At 71.3% G+C, this 20306-nt stretch carries 16 protein-coding genes; 7 read left to right on the top strand and 9 right to left on the bottom strand.

The annotated features are described in order from the left end of the window. Positions 1-27: 27 nt before the first annotated feature. Positions 28-621, bottom strand: a complete 594-nt coding sequence (locus OHB41_RS19305; RefSeq protein WP_266699470.1) for a CGNR zinc finger domain-containing protein — start codon at positions 619-621, stop codon at positions 28-30. Between the two features lie 202 nt (positions 622-823). On the opposite strand from OHB41_RS19305, the gene OHB41_RS19310 reads away from it, so the two are divergent. Further along, the gene (locus OHB41_RS19310; protein ID WP_266699471.1) at positions 824-1393 is read left to right on the top strand and encodes an anthrone oxygenase family protein; all 570 of its coding nucleotides are present in this window, start codon (positions 824-826) and stop codon (positions 1391-1393) included. Here the strand turns inward: OHB41_RS19310 and OHB41_RS19315 are convergent. The 6 genes from OHB41_RS19315 to OHB41_RS19340 form a co-directional block, all read right to left on the bottom strand. Next, complete coding sequence (locus tag OHB41_RS19315) at positions 1332-2492, bottom strand: uroporphyrinogen-III synthase (protein ID WP_266699472.1); 1161 nt, start codon at positions 2490-2492, stop codon at positions 1332-1334. The genes OHB41_RS19310 and OHB41_RS19315 overlap by 62 nt on opposite strands. A 100-nt stretch (positions 2493-2592) precedes the next feature. Next, positions 2593-3972 carry a nitrate/nitrite transporter gene (locus OHB41_RS19320; RefSeq protein ID WP_266699473.1) on the bottom strand — a complete coding sequence of 460 codons (1380 nt, stop codon included), beginning with the start codon at positions 3970-3972 and terminating at the stop codon, positions 2593-2595. 183 nt (positions 3973-4155) lie between these two features. Next, a complete protein-coding gene (locus tag OHB41_RS19325; protein WP_266699474.1) occupies positions 4156-5457 on the bottom strand; it encodes an acyltransferase family protein in 1302 nt (433 codons plus the stop codon). Beyond that, positions 5454-7670: a bifunctional polysaccharide deacetylase/glycosyltransferase family 2 protein gene (locus OHB41_RS19330; RefSeq protein WP_266699475.1), complete on the bottom strand. Its 2217-nt coding sequence runs from the start codon at positions 7668-7670 to the stop codon at positions 5454-5456. The genes OHB41_RS19325 and OHB41_RS19330 overlap by 4 nt, the downstream gene beginning before the upstream one ends. Beyond that, positions 7670-8593: a hypothetical protein gene (locus tag OHB41_RS19335; RefSeq protein ID WP_266699476.1), complete on the bottom strand. Its 924-nt coding sequence runs from the start codon at positions 8591-8593 to the stop codon at positions 7670-7672. Before OHB41_RS19335 ends, OHB41_RS19330 begins: the two co-directional genes overlap by 1 nt. A gap of 744 nt (positions 8594-9337) precedes the next feature. Beyond that, positions 9338-10375, bottom strand: a complete 1038-nt coding sequence (locus OHB41_RS19340; protein WP_266699477.1) for a LysR family transcriptional regulator — start codon at positions 10373-10375, stop codon at positions 9338-9340. Positions 10376-10457: 82 nt separating this feature from the next. Between OHB41_RS19340 and OHB41_RS19345 the strand changes: the two genes are divergently transcribed. The 6 genes from OHB41_RS19345 (at position 10458) to OHB41_RS19370 (ending at position 18366) form a co-directional block, all read left to right on the top strand. Beyond that, positions 10458-11858 carry an MFS transporter gene (locus OHB41_RS19345; RefSeq protein WP_266699478.1) on the top strand — a complete coding sequence of 467 codons (1401 nt, stop codon included), beginning with the start codon at positions 10458-10460 and terminating at the stop codon, positions 11856-11858. A gap of 119 nt (positions 11859-11977) precedes the next feature. Beyond that, positions 11978-13273 carry an ABC transporter substrate-binding protein gene (locus OHB41_RS19350; protein WP_266699479.1) on the top strand — a complete coding sequence of 432 codons (1296 nt, stop codon included), beginning with the start codon at positions 11978-11980 and terminating at the stop codon, positions 13271-13273. Continuing rightward, positions 13270-14238 carry a carbohydrate ABC transporter permease gene (locus OHB41_RS19355; protein WP_266699480.1) on the top strand — a complete coding sequence of 323 codons (969 nt, stop codon included), beginning with the start codon at positions 13270-13272 and terminating at the stop codon, positions 14236-14238. Before OHB41_RS19350 ends, OHB41_RS19355 begins: the two co-directional genes overlap by 4 nt. Continuing rightward, on the top strand, positions 14235-15056 hold the full coding sequence (locus OHB41_RS19360; RefSeq protein ID WP_266699481.1) for a carbohydrate ABC transporter permease: 822 nt from the start codon (positions 14235-14237) through the stop codon (positions 15054-15056). The genes OHB41_RS19355 and OHB41_RS19360 overlap by 4 nt, the downstream gene beginning before the upstream one ends. A gap of 11 nt (positions 15057-15067) precedes the next feature. Next, the gene (gene yicI, locus OHB41_RS19365; RefSeq protein WP_266699482.1) at positions 15068-17353 is read left to right on the top strand and encodes an alpha-xylosidase; all 2286 of its coding nucleotides are present in this window, start codon (positions 15068-15070) and stop codon (positions 17351-17353) included. Beyond that, positions 17353-18366 carry a LacI family DNA-binding transcriptional regulator gene (locus OHB41_RS19370; protein WP_266699483.1) on the top strand — a complete coding sequence of 338 codons (1014 nt, stop codon included), beginning with the start codon at positions 17353-17355 and terminating at the stop codon, positions 18364-18366. The genes yicI and OHB41_RS19370 overlap by 1 nt, the downstream gene beginning before the upstream one ends. A 100-nt stretch (positions 18367-18466) precedes the next feature. Here the strand turns inward: OHB41_RS19370 and OHB41_RS19375 are convergent, their stop codons facing one another. Both OHB41_RS19375 and OHB41_RS19380 read right to left on the bottom strand, forming a co-directional pair. After that, entirely contained in the window at positions 18467-19849 is a 1383-nt protein-coding gene (locus OHB41_RS19375) for a hypothetical protein (RefSeq protein ID WP_266699484.1), read from the bottom strand. 141 nt (positions 19850-19990) lie between these two features. Beyond that, positions 19991-20266, bottom strand: a complete 276-nt coding sequence (locus OHB41_RS19380; RefSeq protein WP_266699485.1) for a helix-turn-helix domain-containing protein — start codon at positions 20264-20266, stop codon at positions 19991-19993. Positions 20267-20306 lie beyond the last annotated feature (40 nt).

A 20306-nucleotide genomic window follows, 5' to 3' on the forward strand; every position in this document is an offset into this window, starting at 1 on the left:
TGGAGAAGAGGCCTCCGGAGGGCGGATTCACGCTCGGGCGAGGGCAGCCCGTCGCCGGTGCCGGGCCACTCGCTCCCGGTTGCCGCACACCTCGCTCGAGCACCATCGACGGCGCCTGCCACGGGAGGTGTCGAGATAGACGATCGGGCAGTTGTCACCCGCGCATTGTCTCAGGCTCGCGCGCGCCGCCGGATCGGTGAGCAGTTCGAGGGCGTCACGGGCGATCACGGCGAGCAGCCCGGGACAGCCGGGCGGGGTGTGCAGTCCGCGTCGCAGCGAGCCGTCCTCGGCCCGGACGGCCGAGAGGGCGGGCGGGGCGACGAGGGCGAGCGCGTTGACCCGGGCGAGCGCCGCCTCGGCGGGCCGGCCGTCCAGTTCCCCCCGGACCAACTGGGCCACTTGACCGCGTAGTTCGCGAAATCCCACGAGCCAGGGGGGATCGGCCGCCGCCAGCGGTGTGCCCGCCGGGACGAGGCCGGACCGGGTGATCCAGACCCGCAGCCGGTCCACCGTGTCGAGCCGTTCCTCCGGGTGGGTGGTCGCCAGGAGGTCCAGGCAGATCCGCCCGGAGTCGAACCGCAACTCGTACGAGGCCGTGGCCGTGGCCGTACCCGATGCCATGTGCCTGTCACCGCCTTGGGGTTACCGCCGTGGGGGGTACCTCCTACAGTGCATGCCCGCGCGCGCCGCCGGAAGACCCGGTACCGCACAGGCAGGGGACGGGCGCGGGGACAGCGGCGCGGGCAGCCGCGTGGACGTCCGCTTATACGGCCGCGCGCCTCGGCCATGTCCCCTTTCCCGCCACGCCGGTTGACTCGGTGCCATGACAGAGAACAGCACGGGGCGGCCGGCGGCCGCCGCAGGTGTCCTGGGCGCGGCCACGGTCGCGACGGGTCTGATCGCGGGCGTCTTCTGCATCTTCGCCTGCGCCGTCATGCCGGCGCTGGCGCGCAGCGACGACCGCGTCTTCGTCGAGGTCATGGGGAACATCGACGACGTGATCCAGAACCCGGTGTTCTTCCTGAGCTTCCTGGGCGCGCCGGTCCTCACGGCCGTCTCCGCCCGGCAGACGCGCAGGTCCCCCCACCGCCGGTGGGTGTGGGCGGCCCTGGCCGCATACGGACTCGCGTTCCTGGTCACCACGGTCGTGAACGTCCCGCTCAACGACCGGCTGGCGGCCGCGGGCGACCCGGCGCGGAACACCGACCCGGCCGCCGTGCGCGAGCGGTTCGAGGACACCTGGGTCGCCTGGAACGTCGTACGGGCCCTGCTGTCGACGGTCGCCCTGGCCTGCCTCGCCCGCGCCCTGCTCCTCCACCGAGGAGCGGCCCTCACCCGTCCGCGTACTTGGCGTCGGCGGCCGGGTCGAGGGCCAGCCGGTAGCCGCGCTTGACCACGGTCTGGATGAGTCCGGGGGTGCCCAGCGCGGTGCGCAGCCGGGCCATGGCCGTCTCGACGGCGTGCTCGTCGCGTCCGGCGCCCGGCAGCGCCCGCAGCAGTTCGGCCCGCGCCACCACCCAGCCCGGCCGCCTCGACAGGGCCCGCAGCAGCGACATCCCGGCGGGCGGTACGGGACGCAGCGCGCCGCCGACCAGCACCGCGTGCCCGCGGATCTCCACCCGATGGCCGGCGATCGGCAACGTGCGGGCGCGGCCCGGGAGTTCCTGGCAGAGCAGTTGGACGAGGGGGCCGAGCCGGAAGCGCTCGGGCTGGACCGTGGTGACGCCGCGGGCCTGGAGCGGCAGCGCGGTGACCGGGCCGACGCAGGCGGGCAGCACGTCGTGGTGGAGGGCGGCGAGCAGTTCGGGGAGCAGGCCGCGTCCCTCGGCGCGGGACAGCAGGGAGGCGGCGGCGGGCGCGCTGGTGAAGGTGAGCGCGTCCAGGCCCCGGGTGACGGTGGCGTCCAGCAGCCGGTCGACGGGGCCGATGTCCTCCGGCGGCATCCACCGGTACACCGGCACGGGCACCACCTCGGCGCCCGCCGCCCGCAGCGACTCCACGAACCCGGGCAGCGGTTCACCGTGCAGTTGTACGGCGATCCGGCGGCCCTCCACGCCCTCCTCCAGGAGCCGGTCGAGCACCTCGGCCATGGACTCGGAGGACGGCGACCACTCCTCGGTCAGTCCCTGGGCCCGTATCGCGCCCTTGACCTTGGGCCCGCGCGCGAGGACCTCGACTCCGCGCAGCCGTCCGAGCAGGGCCTCGCCCAGTCCCCATCCGTCGGCGGCCTCGATCCAGCCCCGGAAGCCGATGGCGGTCGTGGCCACCGCGATGTCCGGGGCCCGGTCGATCAGTTCCTTGGTGGCGGCGAGCAGTTCGCCGTCGTCGGCGAGCGGCACGATGCGCAGGGCCGGGGCGTGCTGGACACAGGCGCCGCGCCGCTGGAGCAGCGCGCCGAGTTCGTCGGCCCGGCGTGCGGCCGTCACGCCCACGGTGAAACCGGAGAGGGGGCCGTGATCCTGCGGGGCGGGTCGCTGCGGTTCCTCGTACATGGGTCTCGTCTCACGCTGGAGTCGTCGTGCACTGGCGGCCGACCGAGCCTGTCAACGCCCCGTGACAGGCCCGGTTCCCCGTGATGTCACCCGTGTTACGTCAGACCTCGGCGTAGTCGAGCCGCGGCTTCGCCTCCGCGGCTGCGACGGTCCGGGTCCGGGGTGCGGGCCCGCGAAGGTATACGGCCCAAGTGACCGCGAAGCAGAGCCCGTAGAAGGCGAGGAAGGCCACGAAGGCCCCGGTGCCGGAGCCATAGGAGAGGAAGGACTGCCTCAGGGCGAGGTTGATGCCGACGCCGCCGAGCGCGCCCACCGCGCCGATGAGTCCCATGGATGCCCCGGACAGCCGCCGCCCGTAGGAGGCGGCCTCCTCCCCCCGCAGCCCCTCGGCGACCGCCTTGGCCTGGAAGATCCCGGGGATCATCTTGTACGTCGAGCCGTTGCCGAGTCCGGTGAGCACGAACAGCGCGACGAACGCGACGGTGAACAGCGGCAACGACCTCTGGACCGAGGCGACCACGACGACGCCGGTCGCGCCGGCCATGGCGACGAAGTTCCACAGCGTGATCCGCGCCCCGCCGTACCGGTCGGCGAGCCGTCCGCCGACGGGCCGGACAAGGGAGCCGAGCAGCGGGCCGACGAAGGTGACGTACGCCGCCTGCAGGGGCGTACGCCCGAACTGGTTCTGCAGCACCTGCCCGAACGCGAAACCGTAGCCGATGAACGACCCGAAGGTGCCCGTGTAGAGGAAGGACATGATCCAGGTGTGCGCGTCCTTCGCGGCGTCCCTGACGGCGCCGGTGTCGTTCCGCACGGACGCGAGGTTGTCCATGTGGACCGCGGCGAGCGCGGCGGCGGCGAGGACGAGCGGGATGTAGATGCCGATCAGCACGCGGGGCCCGCCGTGCGCGCCGATGACCGCGAGCGCCGCGAGCTGGATGACGGGCACGCCGATGTTGCCGCCGCCGGCGTTGAGGCCGAGCGCCCAGCCCTTCCGGCGCAGCGGGAAGAACGCGTTGATGTTGCTCATGCTGGAGGCGAAGTTGCCGCCGCCGACGCCGGCGAGCAGACCGACCAGCAGGAAGGTGGAGTACGAGGTCCCCGGCTCCATCACGACGAACGCGGCGACGGTCGGCACGAGCAGCAGGCCCGCCGAGACGATCGTCCAGTTCCTGCCGCCGAAGATCGCCACCGCGAAGGTGTAGGGCACCCGCACCACGGCCCCGACCAGCGTCACCAACGACGTGAGCAGGAACTTGTCGGCGGGGGTGAGCCCGTACTCGGGCCCCATGAAGAGCACCATGACCGACCACAGGGTCCAGACCGAGAAGCCGATGTGCTCGGAGAGCACGGACAGGAGCAGGTTGCGCCGGGCGACCTTCGCCCCCGTCTCGTTCCAGAAGGTCTCGTCCTCCGGGTCCCATTCCTCGATCCAGCGGCCTCCCCGGTTCCGGGCGGGGGCTGTGCTCGGGGCTGTCATGACGCCTCCACGGTTCTCCGGTGCGGTGCCCAGGTGTCGGCCGACGACCTGCTGAGTCCCGAAGGTAGGGAGGACGCGTTTCCGGGCTGTGGCCGCGAGTGACCGGAGCGGAACGTTGCTCTCACCGGAGAGCGGGGGCGACGGTGAGGAGTTCCCGGCGTGCCGTCGCCTCCGCGCCCGGGTTCAGGCCCGGTGGCCGCCTCCTGACGGTGTCCCGGGCCGGACCCGGTGGCTGCCCCGGGAGGCGCCGCCCCTCGGCTTCGCTCCGTTCGGCCACAGCCGTGGGCTGCGCTTCGCCGCGATGTCCTCGATCCAGCCGAAGGCCAGGATGGCCAGGCCGATGAGGGGCCACACCAGGACGAACGTCCACAGCGTGTACGTCGCGTCCAGCGCCGCGGCCGCGCTGTCGCTGTCCATGAAGGGAAGGCCGTACATCCGGTCGAGGATCGGGACCGTGGCCATGATCACCATGTTGTGCCACAGGTAGATCGTGACCGCGCGGTTGTTGGACAGCGTCACGAGCTTGTCCCACCTGGCCAGGCGGCCCGGCAGTTCCTTCCAGGACGGGCTGTACTGGAGCAGGATCACCACGAAGCCGAAGGACCACAGCGCGTCGGCCAACGGGATGTCGTTCAGGTCCCAGCCCTCGGAGCCGGCATGACCCGAGGCCCACCACAGGGCGAAGGCCATCACCAGCGTCGAGCACGAGATCGCGAGGTAGCGGGGGACCTTCACCAGCATCCCCTCGTGGTGGGCGAAGCCCAGGACCCAGCAGCCGCCGTAGACCGCGAAGTCGGTGACGGCGTTGCCCGTCTCGCCGGGGATGGTGACCAGCCCGGTGCCGATCACCGCCGTCAGCGCGAGCGGAGCCAGCAGGGTCGCCCAGGGAACGCGGCGGAACGCCCACAGCAGGAGCGGGGACGCGACCACGAACCACAGGTAGGCGCGCAGGTACCAGAGCGGACCCGCGCCCTGTTCCGCCCAGGTGGATTCCAGCAGGCCCGACTCGGAGCCGGCGTGCGCGGGGTACGGCGGGGCGCCGACCGGGAGGATGTAGTTGAGGACGTCGGCGACGCCCCAGACACCGCCGCCGGTGTCCGGATCGTGCGCGGGGTTCCAGCCGCCCGCGAACATCAGGGCCAGCACGACCGCGCTGAAGGCCCAGAGCGGGGGCAGCAGACGCCGCACGCGCCCCCGGATCACACTCCACGCGGGACGGCTCAGCGAGCGTGCCATCAGTGAGCCCGCCAGCGCGAACATCACGCCCATGGAGGGGAACAGGATCGACAGCCACGCCCAGCCGAAGAGGTGGTAGACGATGACCCGGACCAGGGCGATCGAGCGCAGCAGGTCGAGGTAGCGGTCACGGCCCGGCTTCGTGGCCGCCGCCGCGGGCGCCTGCGCGGGCGCCGCCGCCGGTTCGGTGCGGACGCGGGGGGCACCCAGGGGCGGGGTCGCACCCGCCGTGTACTCGTGCGTCGTCATGCGACCGGCCTCCGGTCCTTCCCGCTCTCGCTCTGTGCCGACCGCTGCCGCGGGATCGCCCCCGGCGCCTCCACCACACCCGTGCGCCGGAGCTTCTGCCAGCGCAGCCGGCCTCCGGTGAGAGCGGTGATCCAGGACTGGATCAGGACCATGTACATCAACTGCCGGTAGAGGATCTGCTGGAGCGGGAGCGATACGAGGTGGGTCATGCGCTCGCGGTCCAGACGGAAGGCGTACGCCGCGCAGACCGCCTGGACGGCGAGGACACCGAGCCAGGCGATGATCGTCTTCTGGGTCGGTCCGAACACCACTCCGTAGAGCAGGAAGACGTCGATCAGCGGGGCCAGCAGCGGGGCCAGCACCATGAACAGCGCCACCAGCGGCAGGCCCACCCGGCCGAAGCGGCCCGAGGGGCCCTTCTCCACGACGGCCCTGCGGTGCTTCCAGATCGCCTGCATCGTGCCGTACGACCAGCGGTAGCGCTGGGACCAGAGCTGCTGCACGGACTCCGGGGCCTCGGTCCACGCGCGTGCCTTCTCCGCGTACACCACCCGCCAGCCGTCGCGGTGCAGGGCCATCGTGATGTCGGTGTCCTCGGCGAGCGTGTCGTCGCTCATGCCGCCGACCCGGTCCAGGGCGGTACGGCGGAAGGCGCCGACCGCGCCGGGGATGGTCGGCATGCAGCGCAGGATGTCGTACATCCGCCGGTCGAGGTTGAAGCCCATCACGTACTCGATGTGCTGCCATGCCCCGATGAGGGAGTCGCGGTTGCCGACCTTCGCGTTGCCGGCGACCGCGCCGACACTCGGGTCGGCGAAGGGCTGCACCAGTTCACCGACGGTGGCCGGTTCGAAGACGGTGTCACCGTCCATCATCACGACGATGTCGTGCCGGGCGTTGGCCACACCCCTGTTGAGGGCCGCGGGTTTGCCCGCGTTCAGCTGGCGCACGATGCGGACGTTCGGCAGCCGCAGGTCCTCGACGATCCGGGCCGTGCCGTCGCTCGAACCGTCGTCGACGACCACGACCTCGACGGGGTGCTCGCTCGCCATGAGGGAACGGACCGTGTTCTCGATGCACTTGGCCTCGTTGTACGCCGGCACGAGCACCGACACCGGTTCGGTGACCGGGACCGGGCCCCACCGGAAGCCGTCGCGGCGCACCCGGCGGGCGTGTGCGGCGGAGAGCACGAGCATCATGCCGAAGCGGGTGAAGACCAGGACGCCGATGACGGCGATGCCCGCGACCAGCACGTCGGTGCTGTCGTCGGAGGCCCCCACCAGGTAGATCCAGGCCTTGCCCTTCCACAGGTCGAGGCCGGTGACCGGGGTGTGCGCACTGGGGGCGTCCAGCGCCTCGGTGAGGTTCTGGAACTCGTAGCCCTGCCGCTGGAGTCCGGGCAGGAACCTGTCGAGCGCCTCCACCGTCTGGTGCCGGTCACCGCCGGAGTCGTGCATGAGGACGATGGCGCCCTTGCCGCCCTTGGGCGTAGCGCGGCGGATGATCTCGTCGACCCCGGGCTTCTGCCAGTCCTCGCTGTCGGTGTTGTTGACGACGGTGATGTAGCCGCGGGTGCCGATGTACTTCGTCACCGGCCAGGACTTGTTGTCCATGGCGTCGGCGAAGGAGGAGTACGGGGGGCGGAAGAGGGAGGTCCGGATGCCGGCCGCGCCCTCCAGGGCCAGCTGGCTCTGGGACAGCTCCCAGTCGATGCGCTCCTTCGACTGGTACGAGAGGTCGGGGTGGTTGAAGGTGTGCAGGCCGACCTCGTTCCCCTCCTCCACCATGCGCCGCACCAGCTCCGGATAGCGCGAGGCCATGGTGCCGGTGACGAAGAAGACCGCGTGCGCGTGGTGCTTCTTGAGGACGTCGAGGACCTTGGGCGTCCACTTCGGGTCCGGGCCGTCGTCGAAGGTGAGGACGAGCCGGTGGTCGGGGACGCCGAGGCTGCTCGTGCGGCCGCTGCGGGTGTCGATGACCGGGCCGCCGTCGAGGATCTTCTCGGGCACCTTGTCGGTGGCGGCCTCGGGCTGGATGCGGTGGTCGGCGAGGATCTCGCTGTGGACGTAGCCGCGCAGCATCAGCATCGCGAGCAGGGCGACGAGGAGCAGCGAAGGCAGCAGGAAACGCATCGGCAGCCGTCGGCGCCGGGCGTTGGGAACCGGGCGCGGCGCACGGGGTGCGGACCCGTGCGCGCTGGTGCGGGAAGCCATCAGACGAGGTTCTCCGGAGACGGGGTGCCGGTGGTGCCGGGCGCGAGGTCCAAGGGGTGCGGCTCGACGGGGCCGTCGGCGACGGTTCCGGCGCCACCGGCGGCGGGGCTCTCCGAGGTGCCCGCGGAGGGGTCCACCGACGGGCTGGGATCGGGAGGGCTGGAGACCGGCAGGGACGGTTCGACGACCGGCTCCTTGGTGGTGCTGGCGCTCGGCTTCGGCTTGGTGGTCGTGGACGCCGAGGGCTTCGGGTCCACGGAGGTGCCAGACGGCACGGCGCTGCCCGAGGCGGCGGGCGTCGGGGCGACGCCCGCCGCCGGCGTGGTGCCGTCGCTGACCGCCGCGCTCGCGCCGGGTGTCACGCCGCTGCCCGCGTCGGAGGGTTTCACCGAGTCGGTGGGCAGCGGTGAGGTGTGGACCTGGCCGGCCGGTGGGTCGTCCTCCTGCCCCGGCACCGGCAGCCAGGGCGCGTTGGAGTTCCCGGACAGCAGCGTGGCGACGATGACCACGGCGTACACGGCGCAGGCGACGCCGACCAGGATGCCGAGGCGGCGGAACCTACGGCTGCGGCGCCCCGACTCGTCGACGAAGACCGGGCCGTCCGAACTGTCCGGAACACCAGGGGCGGCCTTGGTCCGGTCGACGAGCTGGTCCTCCAACCGGCGTCCCGCTCCGTCGAGTTGGACGGTCACCTCGTGGGGATCGTGGGTGTGGTCCGGCTCCTCGGGCCGCTCCCAGGGGACGGTGGCGAAGGCGGCACGGGGGCCGCTCCGCGGCGGACCGCCGGCCGCACTCCGGTGACTCGCGTCGGCCGGGCGGTCCGCGCCGGTCCGTTGCGCGCCCGCGGCCCGGCCGCCGCCCACCATCGCCGGCCGGTCGGCTCCGGTCCGGCCCTCGACCTCACCACGAGGCTCCGAACCCATCGGGCCCGCCGCGGACATCGGTCGATCCGCACCCACCGGGCTCTCCCCCGACACCGGACGATCCGCACCCACCAGGCTCTCCCCCGGCATCGGCCGGTCCTCACCCGTCGGGCTCTCCCCCGGCATCGGCCGGTCCACCGACGCCGAACGATCCACGGACGCCGACGGATCCGCCGGTATCGCACGGTCCGCCCAACTCGGCCGGTCCACGCGGAATCTGTGGTCCGTACCGAATCTGCGGTCCGTACCTATTCGGCGTTCCACCCCGATTCGGGGTTCCGTCCCGGTTCGGGACGGCGTCGAAACACCCCACTCCACCGCAGCTCCACGAGCTGTTTCGGCATCGTGTTCGACCTCGGTATCAGATTCCGCTTCTGCGGCGCGCGAGGCCTCGGAGCCGATTCCGGCCTGCGGCCAGGTCGACGTGGCCTGGGCCGCGTCGGGCCAGACAAAGGGTTCTCCGGGGCCGCCCGACGTCACGTCGCCGGCTGGTCGCCGTTCCGACGGATCAGGGCCGGTCCCCTCCATCTGATCATCGTTCTGATGATCAGGTTGGGCTTCTTTTCGCCACTTCTCCACGTGCACGTACATCCCCCCAGGGACGGATTTCGGGGTGCGCGCACGACGCCAAAAGCTACTGGCCCGCCGTCCGGAACGGGCCCCCACCCGTTCCGAGCGCCCCCTTTACCACAATGAACCCGGAAGATGAATGTAGCGCACGTAGAGGATCGGTGTGGTTATGTGTCAATCCTGCCCCGTCATGATGCCCGCGTCGCTGTCCGGAATCCAACTGCCCGTCGGGCGTCGCAGCCAGCCTTCCTCGGCTGCGAGTTCGACCGCCGCCCGCCGCAGGGCATCCATTCCGGGATGCTCCAGCCCCCTCCGCCACACCAGTGAGACGGGTGACAGGGGAACGGGATCGATCAGAGGTCTGCGTACGGTTTCGGACATCATCGGAAAGTCCACGACGGCCAGCACAGGGTTCCGCTTCTTCGCCATGATCCGCCGGAATTCCTCGACTCCGAGGGCCACGGGCGCGGGGGGCGCCAGCGCGATCCCACGTCCCTCGAAGAGATGACGCGCCAGGTCGGTCCACTCCAGCGTCCGGGGATTCCCCGCGCCGGCGTACACGGTCTCGCCCGCCAGCGCGTCCAGCGGCACCGCGTCCAGGGCGGCGAGAGGATGGTCCTCGGGCAGGACGACGGCCATCGGCTCGTACCGTACGGGCTGCTGTGCGAGCCCGGCCCGGACCGCCGGACCGAGGCCCGCGAACCGTCCGAACGACGCGTCCAGGCGCCCGGCGAGGATCTCCTCGGCCGCACCGGTGAGCCCGCTCTCGAAGCGGGCCATCAACTCGCAGTCCGGGACGAGCGCGCGGGCCCGGTCGAGGACGCGCCCGCAGGTGAGCCCGGGGGAGTTGACGTCGACCAGCAGCGGCCGGTCCGGGCCGTTCCCCGCGAACGCGGACAGCAGGTCCTCGTTCGCCTCGAGCACCCGCCGCGCATACGGCAGCAGGCGCTCACCGTCCGCCGTCAGCGTGACCTGCCGGGTCGTCCGCACGAACAGCTCCGCCCCGAGCTCCCGCTCCAGCCTGCGGACGTCGCGGCTCAGGGCCTGCTGGGCGACGTACAGCCGGGCCGCGGCCCGCGTGAAGTGCAACTCCTCGGCGACGGCGAGGAAGGCGCGCAGAAGACGGGGGTCGGGGTGGGCGGTGGGCCCGGGTGCGGGACGGCGGGCGAGAGGCACGGTGCGGGAGGCGGCAGGAGGCCGTTGACCAGGCATCACGCGAATTTACAACGCGGATGCGTGAATCACCGCGGAACAGGTGTTGGACCGCTCGCCCCACCCCGGTGACGGTGGGCCCATGCCGCAACAGCCCTCCGAGCAGGCATGTACGCCTCCGCTCCCCGTCACCGGCGCCGGCCCGGCCCCCGCCGCCGCGGACGTCCGGCCCCGCCCCCGCTCGTCGAAGACGACCCGACCCACCCGCACCCCTCGAACCGCCCGCACCCGAACCCCGTACCACCGCCTCTTCGCCGTCCCCGGCGCCCGCGCCTTCACCCTCGGGAACCTGCTCGCACGGCTGCCCATGGGCATGTTCAGCGTCAGCGCGGTCATCATGATCGCCGGGGCGCGCGGCTCCTACGCGCTCGCCGGTGCCGTGACGGCGACGGGCCTCGCGGCGACCGCGCTGGTCGCCCCCTGGACCGCGCGTCTTGTCGACCGCCACGGCCAGGCCCGGATCGCCGTGCCCGCCACGGCCTTCGCCCTGCTGGGAAGTCTGGCGCTGCTGCTGTGCGTGCGCTTCGGGGCGCCCGACTGGACCCTGTTCGCCGCCTACGCCGCGACCGCCACCACGCCCAACACGGGCGGCATGTCGCGCGCCCGCTGGGCCCACCTCTTCCGGGACGACCCGGACGCCGTGCACACCGCGAACTCCTTCGAACAGGCCGCGGACGAGCTGTGTTACATGCTGGGACCGGTGTGCGCGGCGTTCCTGTGCACCACGCTCTTCCCGGAAGCGGGGACGCTGGTGGCCGGAGTCCTGCTGATGACCGGCGTCCTGGTTTTCGCCGCCCAGCGCTCCACGGAACCGCCGCCCCAGCGGCACCCGAGGTCCAGGTCCCCCGTCCTGGCCCCCGGAATGCCTCCGCTCCTGCTCGGCTTCCTCGCCACCGGAGCGGTGTTCGGTTCGATGGAGGTCGTCACGATCGCGTTCGCGGACGCGCAGGGGCACCGGGCGGCCGCGGGCGCGGTGCTCGCTCTGCAGGCCGCCGGCTCGTGCGCGGCGGGGCTGCTGTACGGGGCCCTGAAGCCGGCCGGCCCCGCCGAACGGCGCCACCGGCTCGGCCTCGCCGCCATGACGGTCACGATGTCCCTGCCGCTGCTCGCGGCCTCGCTCACCGGTTCGCTCCCGGTCCTGGCGGGCGCGCTGCTCCTCGCCGGGACCGCCACCGCGCCGACCATGGTCACCGGAATGGCGCTCGTCCAGCGGCGCACGCCCGAGGGCCGACTGAACGAGGGCATGACGCTCGCGGTGACGGGTCTGCTCGGCGGGATCGCCTGCGGCTCGGCGGCCGGGGGGTGGGTGGTGGAGCGCTTCTCCTCGACGGCCGGATATGTCGTGCCGGTCGTGGCGGCGGCGACCGCGTTCACGCTCTCGGCCCTGATATCAGGGCGTTTTCGAGGGAGTTCACCGTCTTTTCGAGGGAGTGCGCCGTCCGGCGGGTCGAACCCGTGCGCCAATTCCGACGCACCCCATTGACGCGCCCAGGGCCCCCACATACCTTCCCCCGTCGAAGCGCTTCGACGTCACGCATCGAATCGATTCGACGACTGCTGCGTGACGGCTCCGATCCCCATCCGACTCCCCGGAGGCAATGGATGTCGACGACACGAAGGCGTGTGGTGGCGACGGCGGCGGTGACCCTGACGGGCGCCCTGCTGCTGGCCTCCTGCGGCAGCTCGGACAGCGGTTCGCCGGACGGCGGGACGCTGAAACTGTGGCACTACGAAGGACCGGACAGCGCGATGGGCGTGGCCTGGAACGAGGCCATCAAGGAGTTCGAGAGGACCCACCCGGGCGTCAAGGTGAAGTTCGAGGAGAAGGGCTTCGAACAGATCCAGAAGACCGCCCCGATGGTCCTGAACTCGAACGATGCGCCCGATCTCATGGAGTACAACAAGGGCAACGCGACAGCCGGGCTGCTCTCCAAGCAGGGGCTTCTCACCGACCTGACCGCCGAGGCGGCCAAGCGCGGCTGGGACAAGAAGCTCAGCGCGGGTGTGCGCACCACCAGCCAGTACGACACCAACGGGGTCATGGGCTCCGGCAAGTGGTACGGCGTGCCCAACTACGCCGAGTACACGATGGTGTTCTACAACAAGGACCTCTTCAAGAAGTACGGCGTCGCGGAGCCCACCACCCTCGACCAGCTCACCGCCGCCATGGACACGTTCGTGTCCAAGGGCATCACCCCGCTGGCCGACGCGGGCGCCGAGTACGTGGCCCAGCAGTACCTGTACCAGCTCGCCCTCTCCAGGGCCGACCGCTCGTGGGTCGACAGGTACGAGCTCTACAAGGGCAGGACGGACTTCCACGACGCCGCGTGGACGTACGCCGCCACCACCTTCGCCGACTGGGTGAAGAAGGGGTACATCAGCAAGAAGTCCACCTCGCTCAAGGCCGAGGACGCGGGCGTCTCCTTCATCCAGGGCAAGAGCCCGATCCTGTTCAGCGGCAGCTGGTGGTACGGGCGCTTCCAGGCGGAGAGCAAGTTCGACTGGGGCACCTTCCTCTGGCCGGGCAGCAATCTCACCCTCGGCTCCGGCGGCAACCTCTGGGTCGTCCCCAAGGGCGCCAGGAACAAGGACCTCGCCTACGACTTCATCGACATCACCATGTCGCGGAAGATCCAGAACCTGCTCGGCAACAAGGGCGGGGTCCCGGTGGGCGCCGACACCGCCGCCATCACCGACCCGAAGGCCAAGACCCTGATCGCCGACTTCAACACGCTCTCCGGCAAGGACGGTCTGGCCTTCTACCCGGACTGGCCGGTCGCCGGCTTCTACGACGTCCTCGTCTCCGAGACCCAGAAGCTGATCACCGGGAGCGAGAAACCGGACGCCTATCTGAGCGCGCTGCAGACTGCGTACGACAAGGGCGCGCCGAAGACATGACGGCTACCGTCGAACGGGGCGGCCAGGTGGTCCGGCGGCACCACGGCCGTGCGGCCCACCCGCGCCGCCCCCGCTCCTCCTACGCCCTCTTCCTGCTCCCCGGCGTCCTCGCCTTCCTCGCGGTGGTCGTCGTCCCATTCCTGATGAACACCGGTGTGAGCTTCACCGACTGGCAGGGCGTCGGCTCCCCGAAGTGGTCGGGGCTCGCCAACTACCGCGAGCTGATGGACGACTCCGAGTTCTGGGCGTCCTTCCGGCACAGCCTCTTCATGGTCGTCGCGATGGCCGCCGTACCGACGGCTCTCGGGCTCGTGCTGGCCGCCGCCCTCTTCGACTTCGTCGGCAAGCACTTCGGCACCAGGATCGCCGCCGTCCTGCGTGCCTGCTTCTACCTCCCCCAGGTCCTGCCCATCGCCGTCGCCGGCATCGTCTGGAGCTGGATCCTCGCCCCCGACAACGGCTCCCTGAACGCACTGCTGAAGGCGGTGGGCCTCGGCTCGCTCCAGCAGGACTGGCTCGGCGACCCCGATCTCGCCCTCTACAGCGTCATGGGCGTGATGGTGTGGGTCCAGATCGGCTTCCCGCTGGTCGTCTTCATGGCGGGGCTGCAACGCGTCGACCCGCAGCTGTACGAGGCGGCGGAGCTGGACGGCGCGGGCTGGTGGCGTCGTTTCGCGCACATCACGCTGCCGCAGATCCGCCCGGAGATCTACGTCGTCCTCCTCTGGTGCACGATCGCCGCGCTCAAGGTGTTCGGCGCGGTGTACGTCCTCACGAAGGGCGGCCCCGGCGGCGCGACCGACGTGCCGTCCTACTTCTCCTTCACCACCTTCTTCGAGAAGACCCAGGTCGGCTACGGCGCCGCGATCTCCACCGTGCTGACCGTGATCATCCTCGTACTCGCCCTGGTCGGCCTGAAGTTCCAGACCCGCGCCGAGGACGCCGAGGAAGGACTCCGCGCATGACCGCCGTACGCCGTTATCCCGTCCTCGTGGCCCTGATCATCGCGGCCCTGTTCATGGTGCTGCCGTTCGGCATCGTCGCGGTCAACGCGGTCAAGTCCCCCGCCGAGTACGCGTCGAACGGGCCCCTCAGCCTGCCCCACGGTCTCTACCTCGACGGACTCGAGGACTTCTGGCAGCGCGTCGACTACGGCCAGAAGCTGGTCAACTCGGTGCTGATCTCCGGCTCGGTGGCGATCGGCGCCGCCGTACTGTCCGTCCTGAACGCGTACGCGATCGGCATCGGCCGCATCAGGGGCCGCACCTGGGTCCTCGCCTTCTTCGTGCTGGCGAACATGCTGCCGCAGGAGGCGCTGGTCTACCCCGTCTACTACCTGAGCAAGCAGGCGGGCCTCTACGACACCCGGCTCAGCGTGATCATCGTGTTCACCGTCGTCCAGGCGGCCTTCGGCACGTATCTCCTGTCCTCCGTCCTCGGGCAGTTCCCGCGCGAGATCATCGAGGCCGCCCGGATCGACGGGGCGAACAAGTGGCAGGTGCTGTGGCGGATCGTGGTCCCCGTCAGCCGCCCCACCATCGGCGTCCTCCTGGTCTTCTTCTTCATCTGGACCTGGAACGAGTTCCTGCTGCCGCTGGTCATGCTGATCTCCAACGACAACCAGACGGTGTCGGTGGCGCTCGGCGTCCTCCAGGGCCAGCGCCTGATGGACGCGACCATGACCAACGCGGCGGCCCTCCTCGGCGTGCTCCCCGCGATCGTCTTCTTTCTCGTCTTCCAGCGGACGCTGACCCGCGGTATCGCCGTGGGCGCGGTCAAGTAAGGGGTGTGGGCGTGAAGTTCACCGACGGCTACTGGCTGCTGCGCGAAGGCGTCACCGCGGCCCACCCGGTCGAGGTCCTCGACGTGAGCGCGTCCGACGGAACCCTGGAGATCCATGCGCCGACCCAGCCCATCCGCCACCGCGGCGACCTGCTGAAGGGACCGGTCGTGACGATCAGCGCGCACGCGCCGATGCCGGACGTCATCGGCGTGACGTTCACGCACTTCCAGGGCGAAGAACCGCGCGGTCCCCGCTTCGAAGTCCACCGCAGCGAGTTCTCCCCCCTCGTGGAACACGACGACGAGCACGCGACGCTCACCGCGGGCGCCCTGTCCGTCCGGGTCGCCCGCACCGCCCCCTGGCACGTCGACTTCCTCGCCCACGGCCGCGTCCTCACCAGCAGCGGCCCCAAGGGCATGGGCATCATGCGGGACGCGGCCGGCGCCCATTATCTGCGCGAGCAGCTGAACCTCGGGGTCGGCACCCAGGTCTACGGCCTCGGCGAGCGCTTCGGCCCGCTCGTCAAGAACGGCCAGGTCGTGGACATGTGGAACGCCGACGGCGGCACCGCCACCGAACAGGCGTACAAGAACGTGCCGTTCTATCTGACGGACGCGGGCTACGGAGTCTTCGTCGACCACCCGGGCCGGGTCTCCTTCGAGGTCGGCTCGGAGGCGGTGTCGAGGGTCCAGTTCAGCGCCGAGACACAGCAGTTGACGTACTACGTGATCCACGGGCCGAGTCCGAAGGAGATCCTGCGCAAGTACACGCGGCTCACCGGCCGCCCGGCCCTCCCGCCCGCCTGGTCCTTCGGGCTGTGGTTGTCGACGTCCTTCACCACCTCCTACGACGAGGCCACCGTCACCTCCTTCATCGACGGCATGCGGGAGCGCGAACTCCCCCTCTCCGTCTTCCACTTCGACTGCTTCTGGATGCGCGAGTTCAACTGGTGCGACTTCGAGTGGGACCCGCGCGTGTTCCCCGACCCGGCAGGCATGCTCACCCGGCTGAAGGACAAGGGCCTGCACATCTGCGTCTGGATCAACCCGTACATCGCGCAGCGCTCCCCGCTCTTCGCGGAGGGCAAGGCCCTGGGCCATCTGCTCAGGAGGCCCGACGGCAGCGTGTGGCAGTGGGACCTGTGGCAGCCGGGCATGGCGCTGGTCGACTTCACCAGCCCCGCCGCCCGCGACTGGTACGCGGCCAAACTGGAGGCACTGCTCGACCAGGGCGTGGACTGCTTCAAGACCGACTTCGGCGAGCGGGTCCCGGTCGACGTGGCGTACGCCGACGGCGCCGACCCGGAACGCATGCACAACTACTACACCTACCTCTACAACCGCACCGTCTTCGAGGTGCTGCGCAAGCACCGGGGCGAGGGTGAGGCCGTCGTCTTCGCCCGCTCGGCGACGGCCGGCAGCCAGCAGTTCCCGGTGCACTGGGGCGGCGACTGCGAGGCGACGTACGCGTCGATGGCCGAGTCACTGCGCGGCGGGCTGAGCCTCGGCATGTCGGGCTTCGGTTTCTGGAGCCACGACATCGGCGGCTTCGAGGGAACGCCGCCGCCGGCCCTCTTCAAACGGTGGATCGCCTTCGGGCTCCTCTCCTCCCACAGCCGGCTGCACGGCTCGTCCTCCTACCGGGTGCCGTGGCTGTTCGACGAGGAGGCCGTGGACGTGCTGCGGCTGTTCACCCGGCTGAAGCTCGGCCTCATGCCCTATCTGTACGAGGCCGCCCGTGCCGCGCACGCCGAGGGGGTGCCGATGATGCGGGCGATGGTGCTGGAGTTCCCGGACGACCCGGCCTGTGCGCATCTGGAACGGCAGTACATGCTCGGCCCCGACCTGCTGGTCGCGCCCGTCTTCAACGACGAGGGAGACGTCTCCTACTACGTGCCGGACGGCACCTGGACCCACCTCCTCACGGGACGGACGGTGACCGGTCCGCGCTGGGTGCGCGAACGCCACGGCTTCCTGAGCGTGCCGCTGCTGGTGCGGCCGGGCGCGGTGATCCCGGTGGGCGCGGTGGACGACCGGCCCGACTACGCCCACGCCGACGGGGTCACCCTGCGGGCGTACCGCCTGGAGCGCGGCGCCCGGGTGACGGTGCCGGTGGGCGGGGTGACGTTCACCGTCGTCCGTGAGGGCGACACCCTGCGGGCCTCGTCGAGCGATCCGGCGGCGCCGTGGGGGCTGGCGGCGGGCGGGCGCGAGGCGCGGGCGGAGACGGGGACGGGCTTCCTGTCCCTGGAGCTGGAACCCGAACCGGGGCCGGAGGGGGCTCCGGGGTCCGAGTGATGGTGAAGATCACCGATGTGGCGCGGCACGCCGGGGTCTCCCCCAGTACCGTCTCCTACGCCCTCAGCGGCAAGCGCCCCATTTCCGAGGAGACCCGGCGGCGCGTCGAGGCCAGCATCCGCGAACTCGGCTACCGCCCGCACGCCGGGGCGCGCGCCCTCGCGAGCAGCCGGTCCAACGTCCTGGCACTGGTGGTGCCGCTGAGGGCGGGCATCCACGTGCCGGTGGTGATGCAGTTCGCCGTGTCGGTGGTGACGGCGGCGCGGCGGCACGACCACGACGTCCTGCTGCTGACGCAGGAGGAGGGCGAGGAGGGGCTGCGACGGGTCGCGGACACCGCGCTGGTGGACGCCCTGATCGTGATGGACGTCCAGCTGCACGACCCCGGGCTGCCGCTGCTGCGCGCCCTGGACCGGCCCTCCGTCCTCATCGGGTTCCCTTCCCGGCCCGCCGGACTCACCTGCATCGACCTGGACTTCAAGGCAGCGGGTGAGCTGTGCGTCGAGCGGCTGGCGGGGCTCGGGCACCGGGTCGTGGCGCTCGTCGGGTCGCCCCCCGAGGTGTACGTGCGGGGGACGGCGTTCGCCCAGCGCGTGGTGGAGGGCTTCACCGCCGCCGCCGACCGGTGCGGGCTCGCGTCCTCCGTCCACCCCTGCGACGCCTCGCCCGCCGGCGCCCGCCGGGTCGCCGAACAGCTCCTGCGCGAACAGCCGGCGCTCACCGGCGTCGTCGTCCACAACGAACCGGTCCTGGAACCGCTGATCGACGCCTTCGAGCAGCTCGGTCTGCGCGTCCCCGCCGACCTCTCCGTCACCGCGATCTGCCCGGACGAACTCGCCGAGAACGTCCGCGTCCCCGTCACCTCCGTCACCATCCCGTCCACCGAGGTGGGCGCGCGGGCGGTGGAACTGCTGATGAGGAAGCTGGGCGGCGCCGACGTCCCGGAGGCCACGCTCCTCGCACCCCGGCTGACGGAACGCGCGAGCACCGCACCGCGCACGCTGACCTCTTGAGGAACCGTGCCCCCGAGGAGAGGCGGGGGGACGGAGTCCGCGTACGACCGCGCGCGCATGAGACCCCCGCCGCTCCCCCTTCACCCGGCGCCGAGGCGGGTCAGCGAGCCTCGATCAGGTGATCCACGTCGGAGACGTGGTACTCGCCGTACCCGATGCGCTCGCCGATCGCGCCGTACCGGTCGTACTGCTCCTGGGTGAGCGGCGCGGCCAGCTCGATCAGGACGCGGAGGAACAGCCGGAACCCGAGATCGGCATCGATCCGGGTGACCACGTGCTCCAGCGCGTCCATGACGTCCACGGCGAGAACGGGACGCCAGTGGGGACTGATGACCCTGACCATCACCGTGGACGCCACCTCCCGGACCTCCCGCAGCACCACGTCGGCGAGCTCGGTCCGGGCGGGCGCCACGACGGGCGTGTACGCGGGGGCGACCTCCCGCAGCCGCTCCCGGCACACGTCCGCGATCAGCCGTAGCCAGTCCCGGCCTTCGACGGGCCCCGGCACACCCGAGGCCCCGGCCCACAGCGCGGAGAGCGCCGCGTCGGGCAGCGCGGACCCCAGCAGCCGGAGTGTGTCCTCCAGGAGGACGGCCGCCGCGGAACCCGGGGTCTGTCCGACATCGTCGCCGTCGGCCGCGCTGCGGATCTCCTCCCGGCTCGCACGCCAGTCCCAGTGGGCCTTCCCGGCGAGACCGGACAGCCCGAAGTCCCAGGTGGTGTCGCGACGGGCCGGGTCGAGGGGCGGCCACACGATGTCGAGACCGGAGTCGACCAGCGCGGAGCTGTGACCGAACCTTTCGGCGAGCGCCTGCAACCGGTCGTACCACTCCTTGTCGATCCGTACGGAGTGGGCCTTCAGAGCCCGCAGGAAGAGCCGGAAGCCGAGTTCGGGAACCCGGGCGGCCACCTCTTCCAAGGCGCCCAGAGTGTCGGGGGAAGGGAGGGAGCCCGCCGACCGCTCGCGGCAGAACCGTATCTCCGCGACGACGTCGTCACGCACCTCGTCGGCCGCCGGCGGCCGGTGATCCCACAACGCGGAAGGTGCCGGCCGCCGCCCGGGGATTCTCCGGCGAGGGCGTGCGACGCAGGTCTCGTCGACGCGCCGCAGCCAGTCGCGGGCGCTCAAGCCGTGCGCCGCGGGATCCCACACGCCCCCGGCGGCCGCTCGCCACACGGTCCGGATCGCCTCGTCCGTCAGCGGCGACTCGACGAGCCCGCGCACGTCCTCGCGCAGATCGTCGGCGTACCCCCACTCGTCGTGGCTGATGTCAAAGCCGAGGACGCTCCGCTCATCCGCGCTGAGATGGCCGACGCCGCCCACGGCGCGTTCGAGGTCGTACGCGTCGAGCTTCGCCGCGACGAGGCCGAGTGCCGCGCCGGTGTCCTTCGGGGCGGGTGAGAGGGCGAACGCCTCGGTCAGTCCACTGAGCCCGAAGTCCGCGTCGTAGTCCACGTAGTACGGCTCCTGCCGTCCCGTCACGGTCGTCCCTCCACCTTCCTGATCAACCGGGCCGACGCCTCGGCGCCCAGTGGCCGGCGCTCGAAGCCCCTCGGGGGTGACGTCCGCATCGAGCCGCGTCGGGAACATCCGGTTCCCAGCCGGACCGCGCGCACCCGACGGTCACGCCGACATGGCCTGCTCGCCGCCTTCCGCGTCCTCCGCGCAGGCGGCGGCCAGGTCGTCGAGTGACAGGTGCAGGGCGTGGGCCAGGGCCGCCACGGTGAAGAAGGCCGGGGTCGGGGCCCGGCCCGTCTCGATCTTGCGAAGGGTTTCAGCGGACACCCCGGCCGCTGCCGCCACGTCGACCATGCTGCGCTCGCCGCGGGCCTCGCGGAGCAGCGCCCCGAACCGCTCTCCACGTTGCCGCTCTTGCGGGCTCAAGGGAACTCTCACCATACCCGTGATACTAATACCGGTATAAGTATTGGACAGCATC

Origin of the sequence: Streptomyces sp. NBC_01571 (genome assembly GCF_026339875.1) — a bacterium.
Classification (GTDB): Bacteria; Actinomycetota; Actinomycetes; order Streptomycetales; family Streptomycetaceae; genus Streptomyces.

What these genes read in the sequence shown, in the direction of transcription:
- OHB41_RS19355 (WP_266699480.1), top strand. Translation starts at nt 13,270, where the DNA reads ATGACGGCTACCGTCGAACGGGGCGGCCAGGTGGTCCGGCGGCACCAC.
- OHB41_RS19335 (WP_266699476.1), bottom strand. Translation starts at nt 8,593, where the DNA reads ATGGGTTCGGAGCCTCGTGGTGAGGTCGAGGGCCGGACCGGAGCCGAC.
- OHB41_RS19370 (WP_266699483.1), top strand. Translation starts at nt 17,353, where the DNA reads ATGGTGAAGATCACCGATGTGGCGCGGCACGCCGGGGTCTCCCCCAGT.
- OHB41_RS19350 (WP_266699479.1), top strand. Translation starts at nt 11,978, where the DNA reads ATGTCGACGACACGAAGGCGTGTGGTGGCGACGGCGGCGGTGACCCTG.
- OHB41_RS19340 (WP_266699477.1), bottom strand. Translation starts at nt 10,375, where the DNA reads ATGCCTGGTCAACGGCCTCCTGCCGCCTCCCGCACCGTGCCTCTCGCC.
- OHB41_RS19305 (WP_266699470.1), bottom strand. Translation starts at nt 621, where the DNA reads ATGGCATCGGGTACGGCCACGGCCACGGCCTCGTACGAGTTGCGGTTC.
- OHB41_RS19330 (WP_266699475.1), bottom strand. Translation starts at nt 7,670, where the DNA reads ATGGCTTCCCGCACCAGCGCGCACGGGTCCGCACCCCGTGCGCCGCGC.
- OHB41_RS19360 (WP_266699481.1), top strand. Translation starts at nt 14,235, where the DNA reads ATGACCGCCGTACGCCGTTATCCCGTCCTCGTGGCCCTGATCATCGCG.
- OHB41_RS19320 (WP_266699473.1), bottom strand. Translation starts at nt 3,972, where the DNA reads ATGACAGCCCCGAGCACAGCCCCCGCCCGGAACCGGGGAGGCCGCTGG.
- OHB41_RS19315 (WP_266699472.1), bottom strand. Translation starts at nt 2,492, where the DNA reads ATGTACGAGGAACCGCAGCGACCCGCCCCGCAGGATCACGGCCCCCTC.
- OHB41_RS19325 (WP_266699474.1), bottom strand. Translation starts at nt 5,457, where the DNA reads ATGACGACGCACGAGTACACGGCGGGTGCGACCCCGCCCCTGGGTGCC.
- OHB41_RS19380 (WP_266699485.1), bottom strand. Translation starts at nt 20,266, where the DNA reads ATGGTGAGAGTTCCCTTGAGCCCGCAAGAGCGGCAACGTGGAGAGCGG.
- OHB41_RS19310 (WP_266699471.1), top strand. Translation starts at nt 824, where the DNA reads ATGACAGAGAACAGCACGGGGCGGCCGGCGGCCGCCGCAGGTGTCCTG.
- OHB41_RS19345 (WP_266699478.1), top strand. Translation starts at nt 10,458, where the DNA reads ATGCCGCAACAGCCCTCCGAGCAGGCATGTACGCCTCCGCTCCCCGTC.